This is a genomic window from Brachybacterium sp. FME24 (assembly GCF_014897705.1).
Taxonomy (GTDB): domain Bacteria; phylum Actinomycetota; class Actinomycetes; order Actinomycetales; family Dermabacteraceae; genus Brachybacterium.
In genome coordinates, this window is the sequence record NZ_JABUXV010000008.1 from 122,422 (window position 1) to 148,841 (window position 26,420).

Below are 26,420 nucleotides of genomic sequence, written 5' to 3' on the forward strand. Positions count from 1 at the left end.
AATGTCCGTGAGCTCCGCAGCTGACAGCGAGGTCAGGGAGGCCAGTGAGGTCAGCGATTCTCGGACAGCGCTGAAGACCCGTACCGCCGATCCGCGCAGCTGGCCCCTCGCCCTGCGGGTCGTGCTGGTGACCACGCTGCTGTCGATCCTCGCCATGCTCGCGGTCGGTGCGTATCTCTCCTCCGTCATCGCCGACGGTCTCTACGAGCAGCGCCGCGACCGGGTCCTCGAGGAGACCGTCGAGGTCCGGCGCGAGCTCACCGAGAGCCTGACCCAGCTCTCGGGTGCGACCACCACCCAGCGCCAGGACGCGGTCAATGCATTCGTCCAGACCGCGGGAGGCCAAGGTGGCGGTGACCGCCGCGAGGTCGCCCTGGTACCGGTGGAGGCCTCGGGAATGGTGTTCCCGGTCGCCTCCTCCGACCGCACCCTCTTCGACGAGGTCGACGACGGGTTCGCGGCCGCGGTCGCGAAGAACCCGGACGCCGTCTCCTGGCGTTCGATCGGGCGTGAGGACGCGCGCGGCGGCACGGTCCCCGCGCTGCTCGTCGGCACCCGCGTGATGGTGCCCGGTGTCGGCTCCTACGACCTCTACCTCGTCTACTCCATGCAGGAGGAACAGGAGACCCTCGCCTTCGTCCAGCGCGTGATCCTCGGTGGTGGGGGTGTGCTCCTGGCCCTCGTCGTCGGCATCGCGATCGTGGTGGCGCGCTTGGTGACCACCCCGCTCAAGCGTGCCGCCCACGCTGCGGAGCGCATGACCGGTGGCGATCTCACCAGTCGTGTCGAGGTCTCCGGGGGTGACGAGCTGGCGCAGGTGGGGGAGTCCTTCAACGACATGGCCCGCAGCCTCGCGCAGAAGGTCGACGACCTCACCGAGCTCTCCCGGGTCCAGCAGCGGTTCGTCACCGATGTCTCCCACGAGCTGCGCACGCCGCTGACCACGATCCGGATGGCGGCCTCCGTGCTCGATGGTCGCCGCAGCGACCTTCCCAGCGACCTGCAGCGCACCGTCGAACTGCTCTCGGCCCAGGTGGAGCGCTTCGAGGTGCTGCTCACCGACCTGCTGGAGATCTCCAGGTTCGATGCCGGCGCGGCAGAGCTCGAGGCGCACCGCGAGGATCTCGACGCGCTCGTGGTCCGCGCCGTCGACGATGTGCGGCCCCTGGCCGGGGCCCGGGGCTGCCTGCTCGACGTGCACCTGGCCGGGCACGGGATGCATGCCGTGGTCGATGCGCGCCGCGTCGATCGGATCCTGCGGAACCTGCTCACCAATGCGATCGAGCACGGTGCCGGCGGTCCCGTGCTGGTGCAGACCGCCTCGAGCGAGGACGCGCTGGCTGTGGTCGTGCAGGACTACGGTCACGGCATCTCCCCGGAGGCCGCCGATCGGGTCTTCGATCGCTTCTGGCGGGCGGATCCTTCCCGTGCCCGCACCCTGGGGGGCACCGGACTGGGCCTGTCGATCTCCGCCGAGGACGCTCGTCTGCACACCGGATGGCTGCAGGCCTGGGGCCAGGAGGGCAAGGGTGCCGTGTTCCGACTGACGCTGCCGCGCCGTCCCGGGAGCCCTTTCGCACGTTCACCGCTGCGCCTGGAGCGCAGCTTCGACCAGGGGGCGAGCGGGACCTACTCCGTGACCTCCACCGGGGAGATCCCCATCGGGCCGGGTCTGCTTCCCGACCTTCACGACCTTCCCGATCACTCAGATCCGGTGGCGGACCCCGACGGCGACCCGGAGTCGCCGACGACAGGAGGACTCCGATGATCCCCGCTCGGCGCGCAGTGCTGCGCGCGGCCGGAGCCGCCGCCGTCCTCGGACTCGGATCCGCCTGTGCGCGCATCCCCACCTCCTCGCCGGTCAGCAGCCGCCCCCTGAGCGGCCACTCCCAGCCCGGCGCTCCCTATGTCCAGGCGCTTCCGCCACCGGCCGACGCTTCCGCCCAGCAGGTGGTCTCGGGATTCGTGCAGGCCGGCGTCGGCTCCGAGGAGAACTTCGCCGTCGCCCGCGAGTACCTCAGCGCCGAGATGAGCGCGAGGTGGAAGCCGGCTTCCGGCATCACCATCTATTCCAGCGGCCAGGAGCTCGAGGTCCAGGAGGTCAGCGAGACCGAGATGGTGCTGGTGCTCCAGGTGCTCGCCCTCGTCGACGGTGCAGGCACGAGGAGCCTGCTCGCCGGCCCGGTGAGCCGGGACGTGGAGATCAGTATGGAGCAGGTCGACGGCCAATGGCGGATCAGCGAGGCACCCGACGGGATCTTCCTGTCCGAGGCCGCCTTCGAGACCCTCTACGCGCCGGCGCGCCTCTACTTCCTCGACGCCCGCAGCCGGCACCTGGTGCCCGACCACCGCTGGTTCTCCCTGCAGCGCGGCACCGCGGCCGTACTCGAGGGGCTCGTCAACGGTCCGGCAGCCTTCCTGGAGAGGGCCGTGCACAGCGAGGTGCCCCGTAGCCCCGGAGTCGCCGATGCCGAGGTCACCACCGGGGCCGACGGCACCCCGGAGGTCGAGGTCCCCACCGCGGTCGCGGCACTGGCCCCCGGGGCGCGTGCGATGGCGCTGGCCCAGATGGAGTCCTCGCTGCGCTCGCTGCGTTCGTTGTCGGGGATCCGGTTGGTGCGCGAGGGCGAGGCGTACGCCCCGAGCGAGGAGGAGGGCATCGAACGGGCGCTGCCGGGTCACCGGCCGATCGCTGCGGGACCCACGGGCGTCATCTCTCTGAACGATCCCAGCACGGAGGCCCCCTCGAGCCAGCTCGTCCCGGACCTCGAGGAGCGGCCGATCGCGTCGCCGGTCATCGCCCAGGACGGGGTGCTCGCCGCAGCGCTCGCCGACGAGGCTTCCATCGTGCTGCTCGCCTCGGCGGATGGCTCGGTGCCTCTGCGCGAGGCCGCGACCGGGGGCGTCTTCGTCGCACCGCGGATCGACGATGCCGGCTTCGTGTGGACCTCCACCGTGCAGAGCGCCGGTGTCCTACTCGCGCTCGCCGGGACCGGGCCCGAGAACGACGCCAAGGTCGACGCCCCGTGGCTCGTCGGCCGTGAGGTGAGAGCTCTGGACATCGCAGCGGACGCCACTCGCATGGTGGTGCTCTCCGCAGACGCAGGTGGGTCGCGACTGGACCTGTGCGCGGTGGTCCGCGACCCCGATGGCGTCCCGATCTCCCTGACCGAACCCGTACAGGTCAGGACGTTCCTGTCGGACGTCACCCAGGCCAGCTGGTACGACGAGGTGGCGCTCATCGTGCTCGGTTCAGATCCTGGGACCGAGGAGCTGCGGGCCCAGATCGTCGATTTTGCGACCGGTCGAGATCCGCTGCCCGCCCTGCGCGAGGACGCGGACCGCATCGCGGGGACCGTCGTCGGGGAGACGATCTGGGCCGGGGCCGCTGACGGGTCCCTGCTGCGCAGTGACGGCAACGGCTGGACCACGGTCGATCTCGACGCGCACGATCCCTGGTTCTACTGAGGCAGTTTCTCCTGAGCCCGGTCCTCCTGAGCCCGGTGCTGCTGGGACTGGTCCATCGGAGCGCAGCGGGCGTCGGTCCTCCCCACGGCCCTGCTGTCCACAATGTGTGCTCCGACCTCGCGATACTCGGCGCGACGCGATGAGATCGCCTGATGGATGACGAGACGGTGGGGCTGGTGCCCAGGATGCGTGAGATCGCGGCGCAGACATGTTCCCTCGTCGCGCCGCGCCAGTGTCCCTGCGGGCACGAGGGTGCATGGCTGTGCCGACGCTGCAGGACGTTGCTGGGCGCCCCGCCGATCCGGGTCGAGTCCTGCTGTGATGCGCTCCAGCAGCTCACCGCCGCCCGGATCCGAGAGCAGCTGGAGGACGGGGTCCCCCTCCCGGCGGGGGTGGACCACACTGCGGTGCTGCCGGTGCTCGCGCTCGGGGAGTACACCGGGCAGCTGCAGCGGATCGTGCTCGCGTGGAAGAACGGGGGGATGCTCCACCTCAGTGGGACTCTGGCGCCCGCTCTCGCCCCGGCGGTCACGGAGCTCGCCGCAGCCGCCGGGGTGCCCCACCCCTCTCTGGTGCCGGTTCCCTCCAGAGTGGGCGCCCGGTTGCGCCGCGGGGAGGACCACACCGCGGAGCTGGTGCGTGCGCTCGCCCGCACCGGGGTCGGCACCTCACTGCTGCTGCGTGCCGCTCCCACCACCGCCCAGGAGGGGCAGGGCGCCCGCCAGCGGCGCACCCGCCGGATTCGGGTGTCGGGTCGCGCTGCTCGTCGGGCAGGCCAGGAGGGTGCGTCGGTCGTGATCATCGACGACATCGTCACGACCGGATCGACCCTGCGCGGAATGCGTGGGGCGCTCACGGCTGCCGGGATGACCGTGCTGGGCGCGGTGGTGATCGCCTCGGCCCGGGTCCCGACGCCGGCCCCGATTCCCGGGAGGTTTCCGTGACCAGAAGAACCGACAGCCAGGAAACGTGGAGCAAAACGTGGCATGCTGGTGCGACTCGTCACACACCGACGAGTCTTCCCCTCATCAGGAGGTGCGAACCCCAGTCGACGAGCCACTGCGGCCGGGCTCAGAGCGGCCGCACCCGGATAGGAGGAGAACCTCTCATGGAGATCAATGTCGTCGGACGTCACATGGACGTCCCGGATCGTTTCCGTCGCCATCTCACCGACAAGCTCGACAAGGTCACCCAGCTCGCACCCGCGGCGCTGCGGGTGGACGTGGAGATATCTCAGGAGAAGAACCCGAGGCAAGCCGAGCTCAGCGACCGTGTCGAGCTCACCGTGCACGACAACGGCTCCGTCGTCCGCTCGGAGGCCCGAGCGGATGATCTCTACGGAGCCCTGGACATGGCCTACGGGAAACTGCTCGAGCGTCTCCGCCGCGCACGGGACCGGCGCAAGGACCGCCACCGCGGGCGTGACCGGTCCCATCAGGGACCCGGCGCAAGCGTTCGCACCCTGCCCGCCGACGAGGACCTGCTCGCGCCGCTCCAGGAGACCCCGCCGGAGCCCGACGCCCAGCAGGAGAGCTCCGAGACGTCGGAGGGACCCGACAAGGATCTCGCCGAGGCCGGTAGCCCGGTGGTGATCCGCGAGAAGAAGCACCCGGCGAACCCGATGGGTATCGACGACGCGCTCTACGAAATGGAGCTCGTCGGCCACGACTTCTTCCTCTTCGTCGATGCCGAATCCGGACACCCCAAGGTGGTCTACCGCCGCAAGGGCTGGAACTACGGCGTGATCGAGCTCGACTCCGAGCTCCAGGCGTCCTGACTCATTCCGCGACGGCCCGGGCGGGAGACGCGCATCAGCGCTCTCCCGCCCGGTGCTGTGACTGATCTGGACCATCAGAAAGAGATTCACCGGTGAGCACCACCCTCAGTTGGACCCAGGCACGGCGCATCGCTCTGCGTGCCCAGGGCATGGGCCCTGCACGCCGCACCGCGATGCCTGCGTCCGCCACCAGCCGTCGTGCCCTTCGCCGCACCCTGGAGCGCACGCACCTGCTCCAGATCGATTCGGTCAGCGTCTTCGCTCGCGCCCATCTCCTGCCCGTGTTCACCCGCTCCGGGAGCTGGGACACCGCTGAATTGGACCGGCTCTCCCGACCCGGCCCCGCGCGACTGGTGCGCGAGGCGCTCGCGCACGAAGCCACCTATGCCACTGATGATGTGCACCGACTGCTGGACTTCCGTCGCCGCGCCGCCGCGCGGCGGGACTGGGGCGCCGTGCGCGAGGCCGCCGCGTCGTCCCCGCACCTGTTCTCCGGGATCTTCGCCTCGCTCGACCAGCTGGGACCTGCCAGCGCCGCGGCGATCTCCCGTCATCTGGGGGATACGGAGCGCGGTGAGGGCTGGGGCTGGCGACGCACCTCGAGTCAATGGGCCGTCGAGTACCTCTTCCGCTCAGGCAGACTCGACTGCGTGGGCCGAAACGCCCAGTTCGAGCGGCTGTACGTCCCCGCCCCCGCCGCCGACGCTGTCCCGGAATCCTGTGCGAGCACCGGCCAATGGGCCGACCCGTCCCTGACTGATGCCGCGCCTGCCGCTGCAGCGCCCGACGCGGCTGATGCGCAGGACGAGGCCTCCGCGATCCGCGAACTGATGGCGCTGGCGGCACGCGCACTGGGTGTCGCCGAGATCAACTCCCTGGCCGACTACTTCCGGTTGCCCATCCGTGATGTACGACCTGCAGTCGAGCATCTCGTGACCACCGGTGAGGTCTCGCCGGTCCGCGTCGACCACCCCGCGGGGCAGCGCGAGATGCTGCTGCACCGTGAGGCCCCGACCCCGACCCCACTGCGCACCTCCGCCCTGGTGAGCCCGTTCGACCCGATCGTGTTCCACCGTCCCCGGCTGTCCCGTCTGTTCGATGTTCAGTACCGCATCGGTATCTACACGCCCGCGATGAAGCGCACGACCGGTTACTACTCACTGCTCTTCCTGTTCGGCGACGTCTTCCCCGCTCGGGTCGATCTGAAAGCGGATCGGGCACGAGGTGTGCTCGAGGTGCGCGGCACCTACCGTGAGGAGCTTCCTCATCTGCCCTCGCGTCAGCGACCTGCTGATCAGGCCGTGACCGACGCACTGCTGGACGAACTGAACCGGGCCGCGATCTGGCAGGGGCTGGACCGGATCGAGGTGCGCACGGGGCCCGGAACCGGAGACCTCGCCGCCGCCCTGGCGGCGCGGAACAGGCAGCTGGTACCGGGCAGCACCCGGCCCGATCCGCCCGCGTCGGAGGACTCCGCAGGGTGAGGATGCACGCACGACGTCACTTCAACCCACTGTGACGCTTACGATGGGTCAGGCAACAGCCGTCCGTGAGGACGTTTTCACTGAACTACGGGAGCACGAGTGGTCAACCTCTTCGACAAGATCCTGCGCGCCGGCGAAGGCCGTGAAGTGCGTCGGCTCGAGGCCATCGCGCGGAAGGTGGCGGAGGCGGAGGACGTCTTCACCGACCTCACCGACGACGAGCTGCGGGAGGAGACCGACCGCTTCAAGGAACGACTGGCGGACGGCGAGACCCTCGACGACGTGATGATCGAGGCGTTCGCCGCGGTCCGCGAGGCTGCCCTCCGAACGCTCGGTCAGCGTCCGTACGACGTGCAGATCATGGGCGGTGCCGCGCTGCACCGCGGCAGCATCGCGGAGATGAAGACCGGCGAGGGAAAGACTCTGGTCGCCACCTTGCCCGCGTACCTCAATGCGCTGTCCGGCAAGGGCGTCCACGTGATCACCGTCAACGACTACCTCGCCGGCTACCAGAGCGACCTCATGGGCCGCGTCTTCCGCGCCCTGGGCCTGACCACCAGCGTCATCAAGTCCGGGATGACTCCGGCCGAGAGGCGCGAGCAGTACGCCGCGGACATCACCTACGGCACGAACAATGAGTTCGGCTTCGACTACCTGCGCGACAACATGACCCTCGCGCCCGAGGACCGGGTCCAGCGCGGTCACAATTTCGCCATCGTCGACGAGGTCGACTCGATCCTCATCGACGAAGCCCGTACCCCGCTGATCATCTCCGGCCCCGGCTCCGGGGATGCCAACAAGTGGTTCAGCGAGTTCGCGAAGGTCGTCACGCTGCTGCGCCGCGACCGCGACTACGAGGTCGACGAGAAGAAGCGCACCGTGGGTGTGCTGGAGTCCGGTATCGACAAGGTCGAGGACCACCTGGGCATCGAGAACCTCTACGAGTCCCTGAACACCCCCTTGATCGGCTTCCTCAACAACGCCATCAAGGCCAAGGAGCTCTTCAAGAAGGACAAGGACTACGTGATCCTCAACGGCGAGGTCATGATCGTCGACGAGCACACCGGTCGAATCCTCGCCGGTCGTCGCTACAACGAGGGCATGCACCAGGCCATCGAGGCCAAGGAGGGGGTGAAGATCAAGGCGGAGAACCAGACTCTCGCCACGATCACCCTCCAGAACTACTTCAAGCTCTACGAGAAGCTGTCGGGCATGACCGGCACGGCCGAGACCGAGGCCGCCGAGTTCATGAACACCTACACGCTCGGTGTGGTGCCCATCCCGACCCACATGCCGATGCAGCGCGATGACGAGGCTGACCGCATCTACCGCACGGAGAAGGCGAAGTTCGATGCGGTCGTCGAGGACATCGTCGAACGCCACGACCGTGGTCAGCCGGTGCTCGTGGGCACCACCAGCGTCGAGAAGTCCGAGTACCTGGCGAAGCTGCTGACCGCGCAGGGAGTGGACCACGAGGTCCTCAACGCCAAGAACCATGCCGGTGAGGCCGCGATCATCGCGATGGCCGGCGCGAAGGGTTCCGTCACCGTGGCCACCAATATGGCCGGACGAGGCACCGACATCATGCTCGGCGGCAACGTCGAGTTCATGGCGCATGCTGCCCTCGAGGCTCGTGGCTTGGATGCCGAGGAGGCCCCGGAAGACTACGAGGCCGCGTGGGACGAGGAACTGAAGCGGGCCAAGGACGCCGTCGGCGAGCAGCACGACGAGGTCGTCGACCTCGGCGGGCTGTACGTGCTCGGTACCGAGCGCCACGAATCCCGACGCATCGACAATCAGCTGCGCGGCCGCTCCGGCCGACAGGGAGACCCGGGCGAATCCCGCTTCTACCTGTCGCTGCAGGACGATCTGATGCGCTTGTTCAACTCCGGCGCGGCCGAGTCCCTGCTGGCACGAGGCGGGGTCGATGAGACGATCCCGCTGACCGGCCGCATGGTCTCCGGTGCGATCCAGCGTGCCCAGAATTCCATCGAGTCCCGCAACGCCGAGATCCGCAAGAACGTCCTGAAATATGACGACGTGCTCACCAAGCAGCGCAAGAAGCTGTACGAGGAGCGCGGGCGGATCCTCGAGGGCGAAGGACTCGATGAGCACGTCGAGCGGTTCATCGACGAGGTGATCGGTGGGACCGTCGATTCGCACACCAAGGGCAAGACCCCGGAGGACGTCGACCTCGAGGAGCTGTGGGGCGCGCTGCGACCCGCCTACCCGGTCTCGATCACGGCCGATGAGCTCATCGAGGACGTGGGCGGCAAGGAGAACCTCGGGGCGGATCTGCTCAAGCAGGAGATCCTCGCCGATGCCCGCGTCGCGTACGAGAAGCGCGCTGATGAGCTCGGCGAAGAGGGCATGCACCAGCTGCAGCGCCGTGTGCTGCTGTCGGTCATGGACCGCCGCTGGCGCGAGCACCTCTACGAGATGGACTACCTCAAGGAAGGGATCGGACTGCGGGCGATGGCCCAGCGCGACCCGCTCATCGAGTACGAGCGCGAGGGCCATCTGATGTTCAACGACATGATCGCGGGCATCAAGGAAGACGTCGTCGGATACATCTACAACCTCGAGGTCCAGGTCCAGAAGACCGAGCCCGTGGTGCCGACGGCCGTCAGCAACCTGCTCCGCACCACGGCGGGGGTGGGCAAGGTCGCGGCCGCGGCCGCCGCGGTGAAGGCGCCCGGGACGGAGTCCCAGCGCACGGAACAGTTCGATGCTGCTGCGTCCCCGTCCGGGCGGACCGCGCCGGAGAAGGACGATGTGTCGCCGGATTCGGACAGCGGTAGCGATGATGTCGAGGCCGGCTCCGGCGCGAACTCCTCGACGTCGGCCGAGGCCGAGACTGCCGAGGACGCTTCTGCGGACGATGCTCGGTCTCGTGCCGAAGCGCTCGAGGAGGAGAAGCGAGTCCAGCTCAGTGCCAAGGGCCTCGATGACCGCCCCGCCTCCGGTCAGCTGCGATACAGCTCGGCCGAGGGCAACGGTGTTCAGGACGACTCGACCCTCTCCCGTGCTCAGCGTCGTCGCCGTGCCCGGCAGGCAGGTGGAACCGCGAAGGAGACGAGCACCGGCGACAAGCCTCAGGACAAGCCCGCCGGTGCCCCCACTGCGGAGAACCAGGGGCCGCGTCGGAACCGCCGCCGCCGGGGCTGACTCAGCCGATCTCCAGAACCGTCACTCGCCAGCCTGAGTGGCGGAGCTCCCACCGCATCGCCAGGAAGCGGGCGCGGTCAGGTTCGCGCAGCACGCAGCTGGCCTCGACGGTGTGCTCGTTGACCACGCAGGTGCGTACTCCGCTGACCATCAGACGCTGGGGCGGGGCGTAGCCGGTGGTCGCACGCAGGCGACGGGTCAGAGCTGCTCGGCGGGACAGCAGCTTCGCGACCTCCGGGGTCACGATCCGTGCCAGAGCGTTCTCCGGTCGCATGTCCCGCACGATCTCCACGGCGCGTCGCGCGACCGGCTCCACCATCCTCTCCACCACGCGCGGATCATCGAGGGACAGGTGCTCGGAGGCATCGCTGGTCGGGGTGAGGCGCTGGTCGGTAGTGGTCATCACTGCTCCTGGGAGGAAAGGGAATCGGGCACGGTGAGTACCTGCCCGGGTTCGAGAAGGTCAGGGTCGGTTCCGATCACGTCGCGGTTGGCCTCGTGGAGCAGAGGCCACGCCGTGGCGATCTCGGAAGGGTGATCCGGAGTCGGACTGAGGAGGTCGTCCGTGATGCTCCAGAGGGTCTCCCCGGGGCGCACCACCACGGTGCTTGCGCTCTGCGGGGCCGCCGTGGGGTCGCCGGACGGCTCCGTGCGGGGCGACGGTGCGGGCGGAGTGTCGTCCTGAGGTGCGTCGGCGGGTGCGGAGGGCGCCTCGGCGCCTGAGGCGCCGGAAGTCTCGGGGGAGGAGCCGCCGGGGGCGGGTGTCTCGCCCCATCCCAGCGGTGCCAGCGGAGCCGAATCCTCGTCCTCGTTCCCGCTCGAGGCCGGTGCGGCGGCGCCGGGCTCCGGCTCAGGTTCTGCCGGTGCTGCGGGGATCAGGTCGGACGCCACGGCTATGGGACGCTGCGAGGTGCCCACGTCGGGCTCGGCATCGGAGCTGGCCGCAGTGGCTGGGACGAGCACCAGCCCGGTGGCCGTCGTGGCCACGGCCGCGCCGACGACGATGCGTCGGGCCACCTGAGGTGCGAGCACTCGAAGCATGCCCAGAAGTGCGACGCCGATTCGGCTCGCCGGCCCCGCGAGGAGGATCAGGGAGGCCATTGCCCAGACCAGAGCCAGATACAGGCAGAGCATGGTGCCGAGGGCGGCGAGCGCGAGGAGCACCCAGGCGATCAGCCCGTCCTCGCCATGGCCCGCGAGCACCGTCGGTCGTAGGGCCGTGGTCGTGGCGGCCATGGCGACCGCGGCTCCACCCGCGAGCACAGTGCAGAGCACTGCAGAGTACGGGTGAGCAGCTCGAACTGCCGAAGTCTCATCGTCTACACCCATGGTTCCCCCTGTGCTGGTGCGACACCCATCGTGCATTACATGTCGTTTGATGCAGTTTGATGCCGTTCGTTCTTCTATGCAGGAAACTAGTGTGCAGTGAGCCACATTGCAAGGGGCGCCGGGTGGCGTGTGGAGAAGCTCGACGGGGGAGGATCAGTCGCCATCGGTCATGACGTCGTGCTCACAGGCAGATTCGTGGCGGCTTAGAGTGGCGGCATGCGATTCGAGCGGATCTTCGACGACCTGGAGGGTCGCTTCGAGCACCATGAGCGCGAGGAGATGCGCGCAGTCTCCGAGGACCTGGCCCGTGCCGAGCGCGCCCAGCTGTCTCTCGCCGATCGCCTCCGGGGAGCGGGCGATCATCCCCTCACGCTCCACCTCGGTGCATCCTTGTGCCTCGGCGGGATCGTCGAGGAGGTCGGCGAGGAGTGGCTGGCGCTGCGCGAGGAAGGGAGCGCTCAGCGCGCCATCGTTCCCTTCGTGGCGATCGCGCTCGTGCAGGGTCTGCCGACGCGGGCGCGGCCGGCGGAGGAGTCCCTGCGCTCTCCGCTCGGGCTCGGATCGGTGCTGCGCGCGATTGCCCGCGATCGCGCCGTCGTGCGCCTGGAGACGACGGCCGGCGGCATCACCGGTCGTATCGCTGCGGTCGGAGCGGATGCCGTGGACGTGAACTCCTTGCCCACCGGCGAGCACGCAACGGTCCCGGGGTCCACGCGGATCACCGTGGCGACGGCGTCCCTGCTCGCGGTGCTCCCGCGCTGAGTGCAACTCCGGCGGACTCCGTCGGCGACTACAGGGACTGCTGAACCTGCGACGACGAGCGCTGGACCACCGCCGGCCGGGGCAGGGCGGTGAACGTCGGAGGTCGGGTCAGCGCTTCCCGTTCGTCTTCTGTCGCTCGAGTTCCCGCTCCGCCTCGAGGATGTGAGCCGTTGCCGCGTAGCCGCGCTCGATATAGGACTCGATCTCGGAGACCTCGACTCTCCACTGGCCGCGCCCGCCGACCTTGATGGCGCGCAGTTCACCGGACCTGACCAGTGCGTATGCCTGTGACGCCGAGATCGACAACATCTCGGCGACATCTGACAACGGTACGAATCGAGGCGTCATCGACAATCCTTCCTGGTCGGGACCACCTGGGTGTGACACGGATAGTCTCACACCCTCGTGCGGCCGTCTGACGATGCGATGTGGACAACCAGAGCCGGAGGGGCATCACCCGAAGTTTTCCACATTCGTGGGCGACGGCCCACGCCCGGCGGCCCCGTCCCGTAGCCTCCGAGCAGGACTCGGCCAAGGGGGCCGGGCACAGGAGCAGGGGGGACGACGTGGCGGCTACCGCACCGGTGATGAGGCTGCGCAGACCGCGATGGAAGGACCCCCGTCTGATCGTCGGCATCGTACTGGTGGTGGCCAGCGTACTGATGGGTGCCCTGGTGGTCTCTCGCCTGGCCGAGACCACCCCGGTCATGGTCGCGAGAACGCCCATCGTGCCGGGCGACGAGATCGATCCCGCCAATCTCTCCACCGTGGAGATGCGCCTGGGAGATCAGGACGAGCTCTATGTCGGCACGCTCGGGGCGATCCCCGACGGCGCTGTTGCCACGCGCGCGATCCAGGCCGGCGAGTTGGTGCCGCTGTCCGCCGTCGGGCAGGCGGAGGATGTCCCGCTGCGACCGGTGGTGATCCCTGTCGATGCGACCGTCGCCGAGTCCGTCGCACCCGGGGCCACCGTAGAGCTCTGGCACACCAGTCCTGCCGCTGAGGACGGCGGTCAGGGGAATGCTGAACTACTGGTGTCCGACAGCATCGTGCGACGGATCGACGAGGGCAGCTCTCTGGGTATGCGGTCCATGGCTGTCGAGGTGCTGGTGCCCCGCGACGACCTCGCCTCCGTCCTGGAGGTTCTCTCCCAGGAGGAGAGACTCGATGTCATCGGTGTCCCCGGAGCGCACGGAGTCGCCCCATGATCGACATCGTCCTGTGCGCCTCCGGCAGCGACGAGGTGCGCATCGTCCACGATCTGGCGCTCGACAGGAGCCGAGCCGCGCGAGTGGTGCGCCGCTGCGCCGATCTGGCCGAGACCTTGGCGGTGACTGCGGCAGGCATCGGAGACGTCGTGCTCATCGACGTCTCGGTACGTGGCTTGGGTCGCGACCCCATCGCGGCGATGATGCGCGAGGCTGCCGTGGTCGGATTGCGGTCCGAGGACGCGGCAGAGCAGACTGCACTGGGCCTGCGCCATGTGCTTCCCTCCACTGCATCGATCGAGGAGATCCTCGCCGCGGTGAACGCCGCAGTCTCCTCGGATGACGAGGACGCGGCCGCCTGGGTGCAGGACCCCGCAGCGTTCGAGACGGACCATCCCCGTCGCTTCGTCGCGGTCTGGGGCCCGACCGGAGCCCCCGGGCGGTCGACGATCGCTGTCAACCTCGCCGCGGAGGCCGCGCTCGCCGGTCAGGAGACCATCCTGGTGGACGCTGATACCTACGGTCCGGCACAGAGCCAGATGCTCGGGGTGCTGGACGAGGCTCCGGGCCTGGTCGCCGCCTGCCGAGCCCATGATCGCGACACCCTCGATGACGATGCCTTGGAGGCACTGCTCCCACACGCCCAGCCGCGGCTGCGACTGCTCAGCGGGATCGGGGTGCCTGCACGGTGGGCGGAGGTGAGGCGCACCTCCATGGATGGTCTCTGGCAGGCACTTGCGCGGCGTGGTGGCCTGGTCGTCGCTGATGTCGGCCCCGTCCTCGAAGAGGACGAAGAACTCAGCTACGACACCGCCGCTCCGCAGCGGAACGCCGCCACTATCAGCGCATTGGAGAATGCGGACGCCGTCATCGCCGTGGTCTCCGCGGATCCCGTCAGCATCACCCGTCTCCTGCGGGACCATTCTCGCCTCGAGGAGCTCGGGGTGAGCGAACTTCACGTGATCATCAATCGGGTCGGAGCGCCGATCCCCGGCGACCGGGTACGGGACCTGATCTCGTCGCGGATCCCGGCGGCTTCGGTCCACCTGCTGCCGGAGGACCCTGCCTCCTGTCGCACAGCAGCCTGGGACGGCGCGCTGCTCGCCGAGGCAGCTCCCCGCTCCGCCCTGCGCAAAGAGCTTCGCGAGATCGCGGCATCCGCAGCGCTGCTCGGCCTGGGCGTCCTCCAGCGTGAACCGGTGGTCGACGCCGCTGACGAATGAGGGTTCCTGGGTGAGAAGATGGCGCCATGAGGATCTACCTGCCATTGACTGCTGAGGATCGAGCGGCCCTCGAGAGCGCCGCTCGGGGACTGGAACTGGCAGCGGAGCGACCTGCGTGGGGCGTGAGCACCGAGGCGAGAGCTGATCGTCCTGGGCAGGACGAGGAGGATCTCGAATACGACGCCCTGCAGGACGCCGCGCACATTGCCTTCAGCCTTGGCGGCGGAGACTCGCGCGCACTCGTGATCGCTGCTGATGCTCCCGACGAAGCGCTTGCGGGTGCGCAGGAGAACGGCGGGGCTTTCGGCGTCGTCACTCGCCGGGCCACCCAGGCACGCATCGCCAGCTTCCACGTGAGCGAGCTGGATGCCGTGGCCGCAGACCAGGACGATACCGATCCTGCTCTACTGTGGTTCGATGCCTCTGAGGGCGCTGACGCCTTGGCCTATCTCGACGGCGCCGGTCAGGACTGACCACCCGGGCACGTCCACGCTCGGACGAACCTGCTCCCTCCTCGGCGCCCGCAGCGAACACGCAGCTTCCTCTGCGCCCGCGGCCGGCTCGGCCGCCGCGGCTGATTCGGACACCCCGGCGCCGGAGGACGAGGACCCGTTGCGACCTTCGGCACGGGATGAGGCTTGCAAGACCGCTCTAAGGTCACAAGAGAAGCAACGAGCCACTGGAGAGCACCGCGTCATGCCCCCCGCTGCGTCGCGACGCGAGCCAAGTCATCATGCTGATCCGCACTCCCGCTGACACTCCCCGCGCCCCTGCCGACGGCGCCGCAGCCCTTGACGACATGCATGGACGGTCGTGCACGCCCCACTTCCGTTCGCGGAAGTCGGACGCACACGACCGTCAGGTCACAGAGGCAGAGGCAGAGAATGCAGCCGGGGCCGGGGCCGACGCTCAGTCGCTCGTGCGTGCCCCATAGGTCGCGGCGGACTTCTCCTCGGCACGAAGCACCTTGGAGACGTAGGGGACGGCCGCTTTCTCGAGTCGGGAACCGAGCAGCGGAACCTTCGCGACCAGATCGCCGCTGATCTGGACGCTGCTGGTCATCTCGCCGGCCGGGGTCAAACGCAATGTCCCTGTCATTCCTGCCGGGGTGCCCGCCACCTCGAGCTTCATGGTGCCGGTGCGGCTTCCGTCGGGCGCCGGGGCGGACCATGCCTGCTCCTCGCGGATCGTCACGGACGACCCCACGAACGGACGCACGATGTCCGGAACCCGATCCGTCGGCATCGCCAGCTCGGTGCGTACGGTGAAGGCCCCGACCGGATCGCCCTCCACCGTGGATTCGGCGCGGTCGGCGCTCAGCGTCTCCTTGCGGATCGCGGTGTACTCCTGGTCGGCGTACATGGCAGCGGCGGCACGGGCCGACAGCGGCAGGTTCAAAGTCTCGCGAAGTTTCATCCTCATCCTCCCCGGGGGATTGGTCGCCCTCAGCCTAAGGCAGAGGGCAGGGCGGTCTTGTCGAGCGCCCAGGGATCGCGCACTATCCTGATCCCATGCCGAGCCTGTCCAAGTTCCTCGCCGACAACCGCGGACTCTCCGAAAGGGAAGCCGACTGGTTGCAGCACCTCGTCGGAGACTGGAATCTGGTTTCCGACCTGCTTCGTTCCGATCTCGTGCTCTGGATCCAGAGTGACGAGGGCCCGCAGGCGGTTGCCCATTGCCGTCCCGCGACGGGTTCCACCGTGTATTACGAGGATCCCGTCGGGATCATCCTGGCAGGTGACGCCGACTCCGAGGTCGCCTCCCTGCTCGGCGGTACCGAACCGACCCGAGAGCCCACGCCCATCGAGCGCGAGGGTCGGGATGCCACCGGACGGCTGATGCCGGTGCGCAAGGAGGGGCGCACCCTGGCCGTCCTCGCTGCGGAGCGCCCCGTCAGCGAAGGCGTGCGCTCGACCAACGAGATCCGCCAGCAGCAGCTCGGACTCCGCCTGCTGCGGATGCTCGAGGGTGGCGCGTTCCCCATCGAGGGTGCCCCCATTCCTCCTCGGCGCGGCGCCCCCCGCGTGGGTGACGGCGTCGTCCAGCTCGACGGCAACGGCGTCGTCCAGTGGACGTCCCCCAACGCCCTGTCTGCCTTCCACCGCTTCGGCATCGAGGGTGACATGGAGGGCATCACGCTGGCAGAGCTCTCCACCGACGTGCTGCAGTCGCGCTCGCCCGTCGACGAATCCTTGCCGCTGGTGCTCATGGGGCGGGCCGCCTGGCGTTCGGATATGCAGGCGCGAGGCGGAACGCTGTCCCTGCGCGCGGTCCCGCTGACGGAGCGCGGTGAGCGTACCGGAGCCGTGATCCTGGTGCGCGACGTGACCGAGTTGCGTCGTCGAGAACGTGAGCTGATCACGAAGGACGCGACCATCCGCGAGGTCCACCATCGGGTGAAGAACAATCTGCAGACGGTCGCCGCACTGCTGCGGATGCAGTCACGGCGCATGAAGTCCGACGAAGCGCGTGAAGCTCTGAGCGAGGCCATGCGGCGCGTGTCCACCATCGCCCTGGTCCATGAGTCCCTGCTGCAGGGCTCTGAAGAAGCGGTCCACTTCGATGGGGTGATCGACCGCTGCCTGCGGCTCGCCGTCGACGCCGCCAGTGCCACCGTGCACCGGGCCGGTGCGCCGCGGCTCACCGAGACTCAGGTGGAGGTGCGCACCGAGAAGCTGGGGCGGGTCGGGTCGATCCGTGCAGAGGAGGCGACCCCGCTCGCCCTGGTGGTCACTGAGCTGGCCACGAACGCGGTCGAGCACGGGCTCTCGGAGACCGGCGGCACGCTTACGGTGCGCAGTGAGCGCACGGGCTCGCATCTGGTCATCAACATCGAGGACGACGGCGACGGCATGGGTTCGGCCAAGCCCACGGGCCTGGGGACGAACATCGCGCTCACCCTCGTGCAGGGTCAGCTCGGCGGGACGCTGACCTGGCAGGATCGACCTGGAGGCGGAACACGGGCCGTGGTCGATGTGTACCTGGACCCGCTGGCGGTCTGAACGGCGACGCCCGAGAGGGGCAGTCACCGCGCAGGACGCCATACGGCGACCTGCGGCGTCTGGGCCAGATGGACCGGACGCCGCAGGACGGAAGGGTTCAGCTGGCGCGGCGGGCGCGCGCGTTGCGACGCTTGAGAGAGCGGCGCTCATCCTCGGACAGGCCGCCCCAGACTCCGGAGTCCTGACCGGTCTCGAGGGCAAACTTCAGACAGGCGGTCATCACGTCGCACCGCTGACAGATCGACTTCGCCTCCTGGATCTGCGTGATCGCCGGTCCGGTGTTCCCGATCGGGAAGAACAGCTCGGGATCATGGTTGAGGCACTCGGCACGGTGGCGCCAGTCCATCGTCACTCTCTCTTTCCAGAACGCCACGCCTCACCCCGTGGGGCGCGACGCGGCGAGGGTCGCTCCGGGTGGGGCGTTCTCGGGTCTTCGGTTCGTCGACGCGGATCCGGGTGCGGCAGGAACTGCTGCAGATCGCGGCGTCGCGGACGAGCCGACCTCCATTCTCTGGGCCGTTCGCGGCCTCGACAAGGGCCTACGTGCGCGACCTGGGTGGCACTTCCCACACGGCCGGGCCGGGGCCGGGCGGACGCGTGATGCCGGGCACTCAGGCGTTGCGAAAGTGCTCGCGGAGTGCTTTAACGCGCCCCTGGGCGAGGAGGGGGGCTCCCTCCCGGATACAGTTCCTCCATGCCCACCGATGCCCATCCCACCGGATCCCGTGCCTCCCGCAGCGCCCCCGCAGAGCCCGCAGATGGCGAGGATCCCAGCCCTCGGATCCGTCCGACCGCTGCCGTACTGCTCGGCGTCGAAGCCCTGATGCTGGCCGCCGCTGCCACCTACTGCTTCGTGATGGTCTCGGCCGGTGACCTCCATGCCCGGCTCGGTACCGGGCTCGGAATCTTCCTCGTGGTGTTCGCGATCGCCGCTGCGATCGCCGCACGATCGATCCTCGCCAAGGGGCGGTTCGGCCTCGGCTACGGCATCACCTGGCAGATGTTCCAGGCTCTGGTGGGCACCAGCATGCTGCGCGGCGCCCTGTACTGGCAGGGAGCGCTCGCCCTCGGGCTCGCGATCATCCTGTTCGTGCTGCTGCTCCGGTTGGTCCGCTCCACGCCGCTGCCGAACCGCGGGAGCTGAGCACTCGCCCTCCTTCTGCTTCGTCCGTCCCTCTTCCGCGCCGGGACCTGCGTCCGCCAGTCGGATCTGCGCGCTGGGGGCCGAGAGCAGCGGCGACAACGGGAGCAACGACGACGGGCCCTGCACCGGAGCGATCCGGTGCAGGGCCCGTTCAGGAGAGCGCACACTCAGCTTCTGAGCTGCTCAGTGCCCCTGCCGGTCATTCAGCGGCAGCGAGCGCGGCGGCCGGCGCCGTGCGAGCTGCGGCGCGACCCGGCAGGACCGAGGCCACTGCGCCGGCGAGGATCGCGAGCCCCAGCACCAGAGCGACCTGGCCCCAAGGGATCGTGATCGAGACCGGATACTCCGACCCCAGCAGGGCATTGATGCCGAGCATCCCGTAGACACTGCCGATCACGATGCCAAGCGCCGCCCCCACCAGAGCGAGCAGCACGCCCTCCCAGGCGAGCATCGCCCGCATCTGGCGCCTGGTGGTGCCCAGCGCTCGCAACAGCGCGTTCTCCCCGGTGCGCTCGATGACCCCGAGGCTCAGGGTGTTGGCCACGCCGACCAGGGCGACCAGCACTGCGACCGCCAGCAGTGCGAGGGTGATGCCCAGCAGGATCGTGAGGATCTGCGCGTACGCCTCCCGTTCGGCGCCTCCGAAATCGGCCGACGTATCCACGTAGCCGTCACCGGACGTCACCTCGTCGACGGCGCTGACGAGGGAGAGGGCGTCCACGTCGGCGCGTTCCGCAGTACCAGGATCAGCGAAGTCAGCAACCACGACCGGAGTGGCGCGGTCTCCGAGCAGTTGCTCGAGGGTCGCCGGGGTCACCAGGGACATCTGCAGGTTCGCATCGACCTGGACACGCAGCTCGTGCGCAGCCCCGTCGGCGCCCTCGATCTCCAGCACCTGGCCGTCGGTGACCCCGAACCGCTCGGAACGCTCCTGACCCAGCAGGACGACCCCATCGACGAGATCGTCGGCCATCTCCGGACGGTGCGAGGTCTCCCGCACTGCCTCGGGCGACATGCCGAACAAGGTCATCGGCTCGGCGACGCCCACCGGCACGTCTCCGCGGGCGGCTGCGTAGGTCGAGTCCATTCCCGTGATCGCCGCGATCTGCTCCACGGCATCCTGTGGCATCTCCTCGCCGGAGACGACCAGGTCGATCGGGCGCCGGGAATCGAGCTCGGAGGTGAGAGTGGCCTCCGCGGTGCGGGCACCGACAGCCATCATCGTCATCAGCGTCGTCCCGATCAGCAGCGCGGCGATCGTCGCGGCGCTGCGCCGGGGGTTGCGGGCCACATTGGCGCTCGCGACCCGCGCAGGCAGTCCGCCGATCCGGCCCATGACCCGGCCGACGAGCGCCGACAGCGGGCGGGTGACGATGACCAGCGACAGCAGGACACCGGTGAAGCTGACCACGCCGCCCACCATCGCGAGCAGGATCCCGATCGTGGCGCTCCCGCTCAGAGCCAGCGCCGTGCCCCCGGCCATCACCACGATGCCCAGGACGATGGCCACCAGCCCCAGGATTCCCTGCACCCCGAGACCCCGGCGCTGCGACGGCGGAACCGGACGCAGCGCCTGCAACGGTGCCACCTTCGTGGCCGAACGCATCGGAGCCAGGCTCGCGGCCAGGGTGATCGCGACGCCCGCGACGATCGGCAGCAGTACGGACAAGGGACTGAACGGCACGAGCATGAGGCTCTCCAGCCAGCCCATCGCGTCGGCTGCGGCGAGCGCAGCCTGCACCACCAGATGACCGCCGATCATGCCGACGACGGCGCCGATCACCCCGACGGCGAGAGATTCCCGCAGCACGACGCCGCGCACCTGTGCACGCGTCGCTCCGAGCGTACGCAGCAGCGCCAGGCTGCGGGTGCGCTGGGCGATGGTCACGGCGAAGGTGTTCGCGATGACCACCGCACTGGTGAACAGGGCGATGACCACGAACACGGCGAGCATCATGCCGAGCGCCGCGAAATCGGACATGACACTCCCGGCGGCTTCTTCCTCCGCCTCCTCGACGGTGCGCACCGTGAGGTCGTCGGAGCCTGCGCTCGCCGCGACCTCTGCAGGGTCGGCGCCCTCGGGCACGGAGGCCAGCCAGGTCTCGGTGACGGTGCCGACGGTCGGCCCGAGCAGGAGTTCGGCATTCGCCTCGGACACCAGGATCCGTGAGTTCCCGCCGAAGACGGCGCCCTCGGCGGCGGGGGCGATACCGACGACCGTGAAGGGCACCTCCTGGCCGGTCATGGAAGACTCCGCCGGCAGGGTGACCTCATCGCCGATGCCGACGCCGAGGGCATCGGCGGCGCCGGCATCCAGCACGATCTCGGTCTCCGAGGCCGCTGGCACGCCTTCGTCCAGGTAGTTCTGGCCGGCGTCACCCGGGGGCAGCATGGCCGCGGTGAGGAACACGCTGTCCGCCTGCGCCGACGAGAGCCCGAGGTAGGAGTTCAACTGGGGCCAGACGGTATCGGCACCCTCGACCTGCGGAGTGTCGACCGGCTCCTCGGAGGACCAGTCCTCGTCGCTCAAGGTCCGCGAGATCTCGAGATCCGCGCCGTCGTACATCTGCGAGGCCTGTGAGCGCAGGGACGCCTGCATGAGGTTCCCGGCCAGCACCATCACGGCGACGAAGGCGCAGGACAGGGCAATGGTGACGACGGCAGCGAGGTGCCGTCGCAGGGGGGTCAGCTTCACGGGGGCACGGCGGGCCATCAGCGCTGACCCCGCAGATCCTCGTCGCCGGCGATGTGACCGTCGGCGAGCGAGATGATGCGGTCGGCGCGCTCGGCGGCGTCGCGCTCGTGGGTGACCATGACGACCGTCTGGCCGAACTGATCGACCGACAGGCGCAGGAACTCCAGCACCTCCTCGGTGGTGTGGGAGTCGAGGTTGCCGGTGGGCTCGTCGGCGAAGACGACGGCGGGAGAGGTCACCAGGGCGCGGGCGATCGCCACGCGCTGGACCTGGCCGCCGGAGAGCTGCGACGGCAGGTGGGAGAGACGGTCCGTGATGCCGAACGCGGAGGTGATGGTGTCCAGCCAGGCGCGGTCCACGCGCTTGCCGGCGAGTTCGAGCGGCAGCAGGATGTTCTGCTCGGCGCTCAGCATCGGCAGCAGATTGAACGACTGGAAGACGAAGCCGATGCGCTCACGGCGCAGCTTCGTCAGCGCCTCGTCGGACAGGCCCGTGATCTCGGTGCCATCGATACGGATCGAGCCGTGGTCGACGACGTCGAGACCTGCCAAGGAGTGCAGCAGGGTGGACTTGCCGGAGCCCGAGGGGCCCATGATCGCCGTGAAAGCGCCGCGGGCGATATCGACGTCCACCGCATCCAAAGCGGTGACGATGCCGGCGCCGGTGCCGAAGGTGCGGGTCAGGCCGCGGGCGACGATAGCGGGGGCATCGGCGGCTGCGGTGGGGTCGCCGGGGGAGGACGGTGCGGCCAAGGGCTGGGCAGTCATCGGAGTCCTTCAGGAGGAGTTATGCGGTCATCCCTGATCTTTCCGTGCCGACCAGGCCACCGGCGTCAGCCCGTGGTCGCGATGCGCGATGTGCAGCGCGACCGCAGGAGGGGAACGTGTCATACCGAGGTATGACCACCTCGTGAGATCGGCGCCGACACCTGGCGCGGACTGCGCGTGCCGGGTCAGTCCGAGCCGGGGGAGACCAGCCCGGTCTCGAAGGAGATGATCACGGCCTGGACCCGGTCCCGTGCCTCCAACTTCGAGAGCACGCGACCCACATGGGTCTTCACGGTCGCCTCGGCGACGAACAGCTCGGCGCCGATCTCCTGGTTGGAGAACCCGCGGCCCATCAGCGTGAGGACCTCGCGCTCACGATCGGTCAGGACCTCGAGCACCGAGGTGTCCTTCTGCTGCGGCTCCGGGGTCGCGACCACGCGTGCCAGCAGGCGCCTGGTGGCCGACGGGGCGATCACCGCGTCACCGCTGTGCACGGTCCGGATCGCGCCGAGCAGATCCTCGGGCTGGGCATCCTTGAGCAGGAAGCCGCTGGCCCCCGCGCGGATCGCGGAGACCACGTACTCGTCGAGGTCGAAGGTGGTCAGCACGACGATCTTCGGTGCGCGACCCTCGGGAGCCTGGGCCAGGATCTGTGCAGTCGCCTCGATGCCATCCATCCGCGGCATGCGCACGTCCATGAGCACCACGTCGACGCTGCGCGAGCGCAGTTCCTGGACCGCTTCGGCGCCGTCGGCCGCCTGTGCGACGACCTCCATGTCATCCTGCGAATCGATCACCATCGAGAATCCAGCGCGCACGAGCGGCTGGTCGTCGACCAGGGCGACGCGCAGGGGGCGGTTCAGCGGTTGGGTCATCGGGGGTCTCCTTCGAAGTGGGGCTGGGGGGTCGTGGGCATCGAGGTGCTCGTCGGTGCTGTCAGGGTGCCGGCAGGGCCTGCGTGAGGGATGGCCTGGTCGGGCGCGATCGAGGTCCCGTCCAGCGGCACCACGGCGCGCACCCGGTAGCCGCGGCTCGGGAGGGGGCCCACCTGCAGGGTCCCGCCGAACACGGACATCCTCTCGCGCATCCCGGTGGTGCCGTGGCCCTGACCGTCGGAGGCCGGGTCGATGCCCTGACCGTCGTCGAGGATCTCGATCTCCAACCGTTGCGCGGTGCGGGAGATCCGTACCGCGGCGGACGCGCCGGGCCCCGCGTGCTTGAGCACGTTGGTCAGGGCCTCCTGGACCAGACGGAACACTGACATCCCCAGAGCCTGCGGGAGGTCCTCGAGGCCCCCGTCCAGCTCGACGGTGACCTCGAGGCCCGCGACGCGCACCCGCTCGACGAGATCGTGCAGCATCTCCGGGCCGGGTTGGGGGCCGAAGCTGGTCTCGTCCTCATGGCGCAGCACACCCAGCAGGGACCGCATGTCCGCCAGGGCCGCGCGGCCGGTCTCCCCGATGGTGGTGAGCACCTCGGCGGCTTTCTCGGGCTTCTGGGAGGCGACGAAGCGGCCTCCGTCGGCCTGGGCGATGATCACCGAGAGGGAGTGGGCGACGACGTCATGCATCTCGCGGGCAATACGGGCGCGTTCGTCGGCGACGGCCAGCGCGGTGCGCTGCTCGCGTTCGCGGGCGGCCTGCTCGGCGCGGTCCCGGGTCAGGGCGAGCTGGCGCACCCGGGCGCGCTGCAGATTGGCCAGTGCCCACACTGCGATGATGGTGATGGTGCCGATCAGGAGCAGGCCGAAGAAGGCGGCGACGGCCTGACCCGGGCCCCCGTACTCGTCGAACAGGGAGACGAGAGCCCAGTACGACGCCTGGGCCAGGACGCCGAGGAATCCGGCGCCGACTCCGATCCCGTGCACGACGGGCTTCCCGTAGGCGACTGCGCAGAACATGGCGTAGAACGTCATGGCATCGCCCACGACGACGGGAATGTTCACAGCCATGTGCAGCACAGCCAGGACGCCGATGATGACCACGCCCAGCAGGGGGCGTATGCGACATACCGCCGCGGCGGCGAACATCGGTACTGCGAAGAGCGTCCACCAGCCGAAGCTCCCGGTGAAGACGGCGCCCGCGAGGACCAGGACGGCTGCACCGCCGAATACGATCAGATCGACGGTCCCGGGGTTCTCGATGATCCAGCGGAACGGGTCGAGCCGACGGGCGCGCCCGCTCGGCGCGTCCGGCCGCATCTGGGGTCCGTTCGTCATGGTCACGAGCGTACGGCGCGCCGGGGAACGCCGCGTCCGACTGCGGTCGGATTCGGGAGTGGGGGCGCGGCCGCTCGGATCAGGCATGAAAAGACAAGATCAGACCGGATCAGTGCAGCGCGCAGCGCCACGGAGAAGTGCAGGAAGGCCGGATCAGAGCAGGGTCTGGGGCTTCTCGAGGAGTTCCGGCCCGTCGTTGCCGACCGTGCCGACCGCGGGATCGACCTCCCGCACCTCGAGGGTGGCGTCCTCCAGCAGGGCCGAGTCCTGCAGGATCCACTGCTGGGCGGCGTGGCGATCATCCATGGTGGTATCCAGCCAGGAGTCCACTGCGGAGCGTCGGAGCATCACGGGGGTGCGATCGTGGATCGCGGCGAGGTCACCGGTGGCCTCTCGGGTGATGATGGTGGCGCTGAGCAGGAAGCTGCCGTCCATGGACGCGGCGGGCCCCTCATGATCGCCGGGGCCCTTCCACCAGGAGACCAGAGCCGCCATATACAGCGGCGACCCGTCGGCCGGTGCGATGAAGTACGGCTGCTTGCGGATGCCCTTCGGGCCCCGGAGCCACTCGTAGTACCCGTCCATCGGGACGATCGCCCGATACCGGCCCAGGCTCCCGCGGAAGCTCGGCTTCTCGCCGAGCGTCTCGCGGCGGGCGTTGAACGTGCGCGAGGAGAACGAGGCGTCCTTCGCGAACGGGGGCAGCAGCCCCCACCGGGCGACCCGCAGGGCCCGCAGCACTTCACCGGAATCGTGGTCGACGGATTCGGTGACCACGTAGATCGGCGCGGTGGGCGGGATGTTCCAGCGGCTGCGCAGGTGCGGGTCGCTGAGGTCGACGGCGTCGAGGTCATCGACCAGCGGCTCGATCTCCTGGAAGAAGGCGAAGCGACCACACATGTCAGGAGTCCTTCGCGCGGGGGCTCTCGTCCGAGCTGTCGGCGGCGCCGGGGTCGACCGTGGGGATGCCGCGTCGGGGTGTGAGACGTGCATCCTCACCGGTGTAGGCCTCGGCATCGCGGTGGAGGTTGCGCAGGCGGATGTCGCGGCCCTCGTCGACGATGTCCTCGTGCTTGGACTCGGCCTTCTCGGCACCCTTGGACCCGCGCATCGGCAGGGCGAGGCCGTCTTCGGCGGGCTTGCCGGCCTCGAGTTCGCGGGCGCGCTCGAACTCGGCGTCGACCTCCGCCCCGAGGATGACGACGATGTTCATGATCCACAGGGCGAACAGGACGGCCATGATGCCGCCGATGGCGCCGTAGCTGGAGTAGCCGGCAACGGTCCCCATGTAGATCGACAGGGCGACCGCGGCGACCGCGATGCCGACGATCGCGAAGACGCCACCGGGGGAGATGAGCCGGAACGGCTTGTCGATGTTCGGGGCGCCCCAGTACAGGATGGAGATCAGCGCGAACGCGATCACCAGGATCACCGGCCACTTCACCCAGGCCCAGATCGGCAGGAACGACTCGGTGAGGAACGTCAGGACCCCCTCGGCGCCGATCGTCGAGGCGATCGGGCCCAGCAGGCCCTCCACGATCGACTGGCTCAGCAGGACAGAGACCATGACCAGGAGGATGCCGAGGATCATGACCACGGTCAGTCCCAGCATCGAGAGGTTCATGCGGATCGGGCCGCGCCCCTCGGGGACCTCGTAGATCTGGTTGGAGACCCGGCCGAAGGCCTTGATGTACGCCGAGGCGGACCACAGAGCGGTCGCGATACCGATGATCAGGGCGATGGTCCCGCCGGTCGCCGATCCCATGAGCGAATTGACGGTCGAGGTGACCGCGTCCCCGGCTCCCAGCTCGGATCCGCTGGCCGCCGATTCGATCCCGGAGGTGATGAGGGCGGCGATCTGATCCTTGATGTCCGAGAGCAGCAGCGTGGCCAGAGAGAACAGGGCCAGCAGCGTCGGCGCGATCGAGAGGACCATGAAATAGGTGAGCTTCGCGGCCTGGTCGGTGCCGCCGTCGCGCGTGAACTCCGAGAGCACGCGCTTGGCCATGTACTTGACGGTGCTGCCGCTCAGGCGCGGGGCCTTGGCATCGGTGGAGTCGGCCATGAGGAGGGCTCCTGACGGTGAAGACGTTCACGAGGGCGGGACGTCGACATCCTGCCATGGGCAGAGGCCGAAGAAGTTGTCCACATTTGCTGGGAGTGACGGGCGGCGGA

General features: G+C 69.1%; 23 protein-coding genes. 12 read left to right on the top strand and 11 right to left on the bottom strand.

The features are described 5' to 3' along the window. Window positions 1–7 precede the first annotated feature (7 nt). The 6 genes from mtrB to secA all read left to right on the top strand — a co-directional run bounded on the left by mtrB (window position 8) and on the right by secA (window position 9,897). Window positions 8–1,768, top strand: coding sequence for an MtrAB system histidine kinase MtrB (gene mtrB / locus INT51_RS10780; RefSeq protein WP_304502161.1), 1,761 nt, complete (start codon window positions 8–10; stop codon window positions 1,766–1,768). Then, a complete protein-coding gene (locus INT51_RS10785) occupies window positions 1,765–3,468 on the top strand; it encodes an LpqB family beta-propeller domain-containing protein (RefSeq protein ID WP_193105304.1) in 1,704 nt (567 codons plus the stop codon). Before mtrB ends, INT51_RS10785 begins: the two co-directional genes overlap by 4 nt. A gap of 152 nt (window positions 3,469–3,620) precedes the next feature. Continuing rightward, complete coding sequence (locus INT51_RS10790; protein ID WP_226832228.1) at window positions 3,621–4,412, top strand: ComF family protein; 792 nt, start codon at window positions 3,621–3,623, stop codon at window positions 4,410–4,412. Between the two features lie 164 nt (window positions 4,413–4,576). Further along, entirely contained in the window at window positions 4,577–5,245 is a 669-nt protein-coding gene (gene hpf / locus INT51_RS10795; protein ID WP_193105305.1) for a ribosome hibernation-promoting factor, HPF/YfiA family, read from the top strand. Between the two features lie 92 nt (window positions 5,246–5,337). Continuing rightward, on the top strand, window positions 5,338–6,729 hold the full coding sequence (locus INT51_RS10800; protein WP_193105306.1) for a winged helix-turn-helix domain-containing protein: 1,392 nt from the start codon (window positions 5,338–5,340) through the stop codon (window positions 6,727–6,729). A 99-nt stretch (window positions 6,730–6,828) separates the two neighbouring features. Beyond that, window positions 6,829–9,897 carry a preprotein translocase subunit SecA gene (secA, locus tag INT51_RS10805; protein WP_193105307.1) on the top strand — a complete coding sequence of 1,023 codons (3,069 nt, stop codon included), beginning with the start codon at window positions 6,829–6,831 and terminating at the stop codon, window positions 9,895–9,897. 1 nt (window position 9,898) lies between these two features. On the opposite strand, the gene INT51_RS10810 is transcribed toward secA, so the two are convergent. Together INT51_RS10810 and INT51_RS22265 are read right to left on the bottom strand one after the other, a co-directional pair. Continuing rightward, window positions 9,899–10,300 (bottom strand): Rv3235 family protein, encoded by a 402-nt coding sequence (locus INT51_RS10810; RefSeq protein ID WP_193105308.1) that lies wholly within the window; start codon window positions 10,298–10,300, stop codon window positions 9,899–9,901. Continuing rightward, on the bottom strand, window positions 10,300–11,133 hold the full coding sequence (locus INT51_RS22265) for a LysM peptidoglycan-binding domain-containing protein (protein WP_226832229.1): 834 nt from the start codon (window positions 11,131–11,133) through the stop codon (window positions 10,300–10,302). The genes INT51_RS10810 and INT51_RS22265 overlap by 1 nt, the downstream gene beginning before the upstream one ends. 309 nt (window positions 11,134–11,442) lie before the next feature. Here INT51_RS22265 and INT51_RS10820 point away from each other — a divergent pair, with 309 nt between their 5' ends. Then, complete coding sequence (locus tag INT51_RS10820) at window positions 11,443–11,988, top strand: hypothetical protein (protein ID WP_193105309.1); 546 nt, start codon at window positions 11,443–11,445, stop codon at window positions 11,986–11,988. Window positions 11,989–12,096: 108 nt separating this feature from the next. On the opposite strand, the gene INT51_RS10825 is transcribed toward INT51_RS10820, so the two are convergent. After that, on the bottom strand, window positions 12,097–12,336 hold the full coding sequence (locus tag INT51_RS10825; protein ID WP_193105310.1) for an AlpA family transcriptional regulator: 240 nt from the start codon (window positions 12,334–12,336) through the stop codon (window positions 12,097–12,099). Window positions 12,337–12,575: 239 nt separating this feature from the next. Between INT51_RS10825 and INT51_RS10830 the strand changes: the two genes are divergently transcribed. From INT51_RS10830 to INT51_RS10840, 3 genes are read left to right on the top strand one after another with little or no spacing between them, the layout of a single operon-like run. Then, window positions 12,576–13,196 (top strand): SAF domain-containing protein, encoded by a 621-nt coding sequence (locus INT51_RS10830; RefSeq protein ID WP_226832230.1) that lies wholly within the window; start codon window positions 12,576–12,578, stop codon window positions 13,194–13,196. Next, window positions 13,193–14,419, top strand: a complete 1,227-nt coding sequence (locus INT51_RS10835) for a P-loop NTPase (protein WP_193105312.1) — start codon at window positions 13,193–13,195, stop codon at window positions 14,417–14,419. The genes INT51_RS10830 and INT51_RS10835 overlap by 4 nt, the downstream gene beginning before the upstream one ends. Window positions 14,420–14,445: 26 nt before the next feature. Beyond that, window positions 14,446–14,892, top strand: a complete 447-nt coding sequence (locus INT51_RS10840; RefSeq protein ID WP_193105313.1) for a hypothetical protein — start codon at window positions 14,446–14,448, stop codon at window positions 14,890–14,892. Between the two features lie 436 nt (window positions 14,893–15,328). Here the strand turns inward: INT51_RS10840 and INT51_RS10845 are convergent, their stop codons facing one another. After that, window positions 15,329–15,835 carry a DUF2505 domain-containing protein gene (locus INT51_RS10845; protein ID WP_193105314.1) on the bottom strand — a complete coding sequence of 169 codons (507 nt, stop codon included), beginning with the start codon at window positions 15,833–15,835 and terminating at the stop codon, window positions 15,329–15,331. A 95-nt stretch (window positions 15,836–15,930) separates the two neighbouring features. Between INT51_RS10845 and INT51_RS10850 the strand changes: the two genes are divergently transcribed. Beyond that, entirely contained in the window at window positions 15,931–17,421 is a 1,491-nt protein-coding gene (locus INT51_RS10850; protein ID WP_193105315.1) for a sensor histidine kinase, read from the top strand. A 97-nt stretch (window positions 17,422–17,518) separates the two neighbouring features. On the opposite strand, the gene INT51_RS10855 is transcribed toward INT51_RS10850, so the two are convergent. Continuing rightward, window positions 17,519–17,767 (bottom strand): WhiB family transcriptional regulator, encoded by a 249-nt coding sequence (locus INT51_RS10855; protein ID WP_193105316.1) that lies wholly within the window; start codon window positions 17,765–17,767, stop codon window positions 17,519–17,521. A gap of 348 nt (window positions 17,768–18,115) precedes the next feature. On the opposite strand from INT51_RS10855, the gene INT51_RS10860 reads away from it, so the two are divergent. After that, window positions 18,116–18,565, top strand: coding sequence for a hypothetical protein (locus INT51_RS10860; protein WP_226832231.1), 450 nt, complete (start codon window positions 18,116–18,118; stop codon window positions 18,563–18,565). Window positions 18,566–18,764: 199 nt separating this feature from the next. Here INT51_RS10860 and INT51_RS10865 read toward each other — a convergent pair whose 3' ends face one another. The 6 genes from INT51_RS10865 to INT51_RS10890 all read right to left on the bottom strand — a co-directional run bounded on the left by INT51_RS10865 (window position 18,765) and on the right by INT51_RS10890 (window position 26,310). Beyond that, window positions 18,765–21,260 carry an ABC transporter permease gene (locus INT51_RS10865; protein WP_304502162.1) on the bottom strand — a complete coding sequence of 832 codons (2,496 nt, stop codon included), beginning with the start codon at window positions 21,258–21,260 and terminating at the stop codon, window positions 18,765–18,767. Window positions 21,261–21,277: 17 nt separating this feature from the next. Continuing rightward, window positions 21,278–22,027: an ABC transporter ATP-binding protein gene (locus tag INT51_RS10870; RefSeq protein WP_193105318.1), complete on the bottom strand. Its 750-nt coding sequence runs from the start codon at window positions 22,025–22,027 to the stop codon at window positions 21,278–21,280. Window positions 22,028–22,212: 185 nt separating this feature from the next. Further along, window positions 22,213–22,902 carry a response regulator transcription factor gene (locus INT51_RS10875; RefSeq protein WP_193105319.1) on the bottom strand — a complete coding sequence of 230 codons (690 nt, stop codon included), beginning with the start codon at window positions 22,900–22,902 and terminating at the stop codon, window positions 22,213–22,215. After that, window positions 22,899–24,245 carry a sensor histidine kinase gene (locus tag INT51_RS10880; RefSeq protein WP_193105320.1) on the bottom strand — a complete coding sequence of 449 codons (1,347 nt, stop codon included), beginning with the start codon at window positions 24,243–24,245 and terminating at the stop codon, window positions 22,899–22,901. The genes INT51_RS10875 and INT51_RS10880 overlap by 4 nt, the downstream gene beginning before the upstream one ends. Window positions 24,246–24,398: 153 nt before the next feature. Continuing rightward, a complete protein-coding gene (locus tag INT51_RS10885; protein WP_193105321.1) occupies window positions 24,399–25,145 on the bottom strand; it encodes an SOS response-associated peptidase in 747 nt (248 codons plus the stop codon). A gap of 1 nt (window position 25,146) precedes the next feature. Beyond that, window positions 25,147–26,310 (bottom strand): YihY/virulence factor BrkB family protein, encoded by a 1,164-nt coding sequence (locus tag INT51_RS10890; protein ID WP_193105322.1) that lies wholly within the window; start codon window positions 26,308–26,310, stop codon window positions 25,147–25,149. Between the last annotated feature and the right edge of the window lie 110 nt (window positions 26,311–26,420).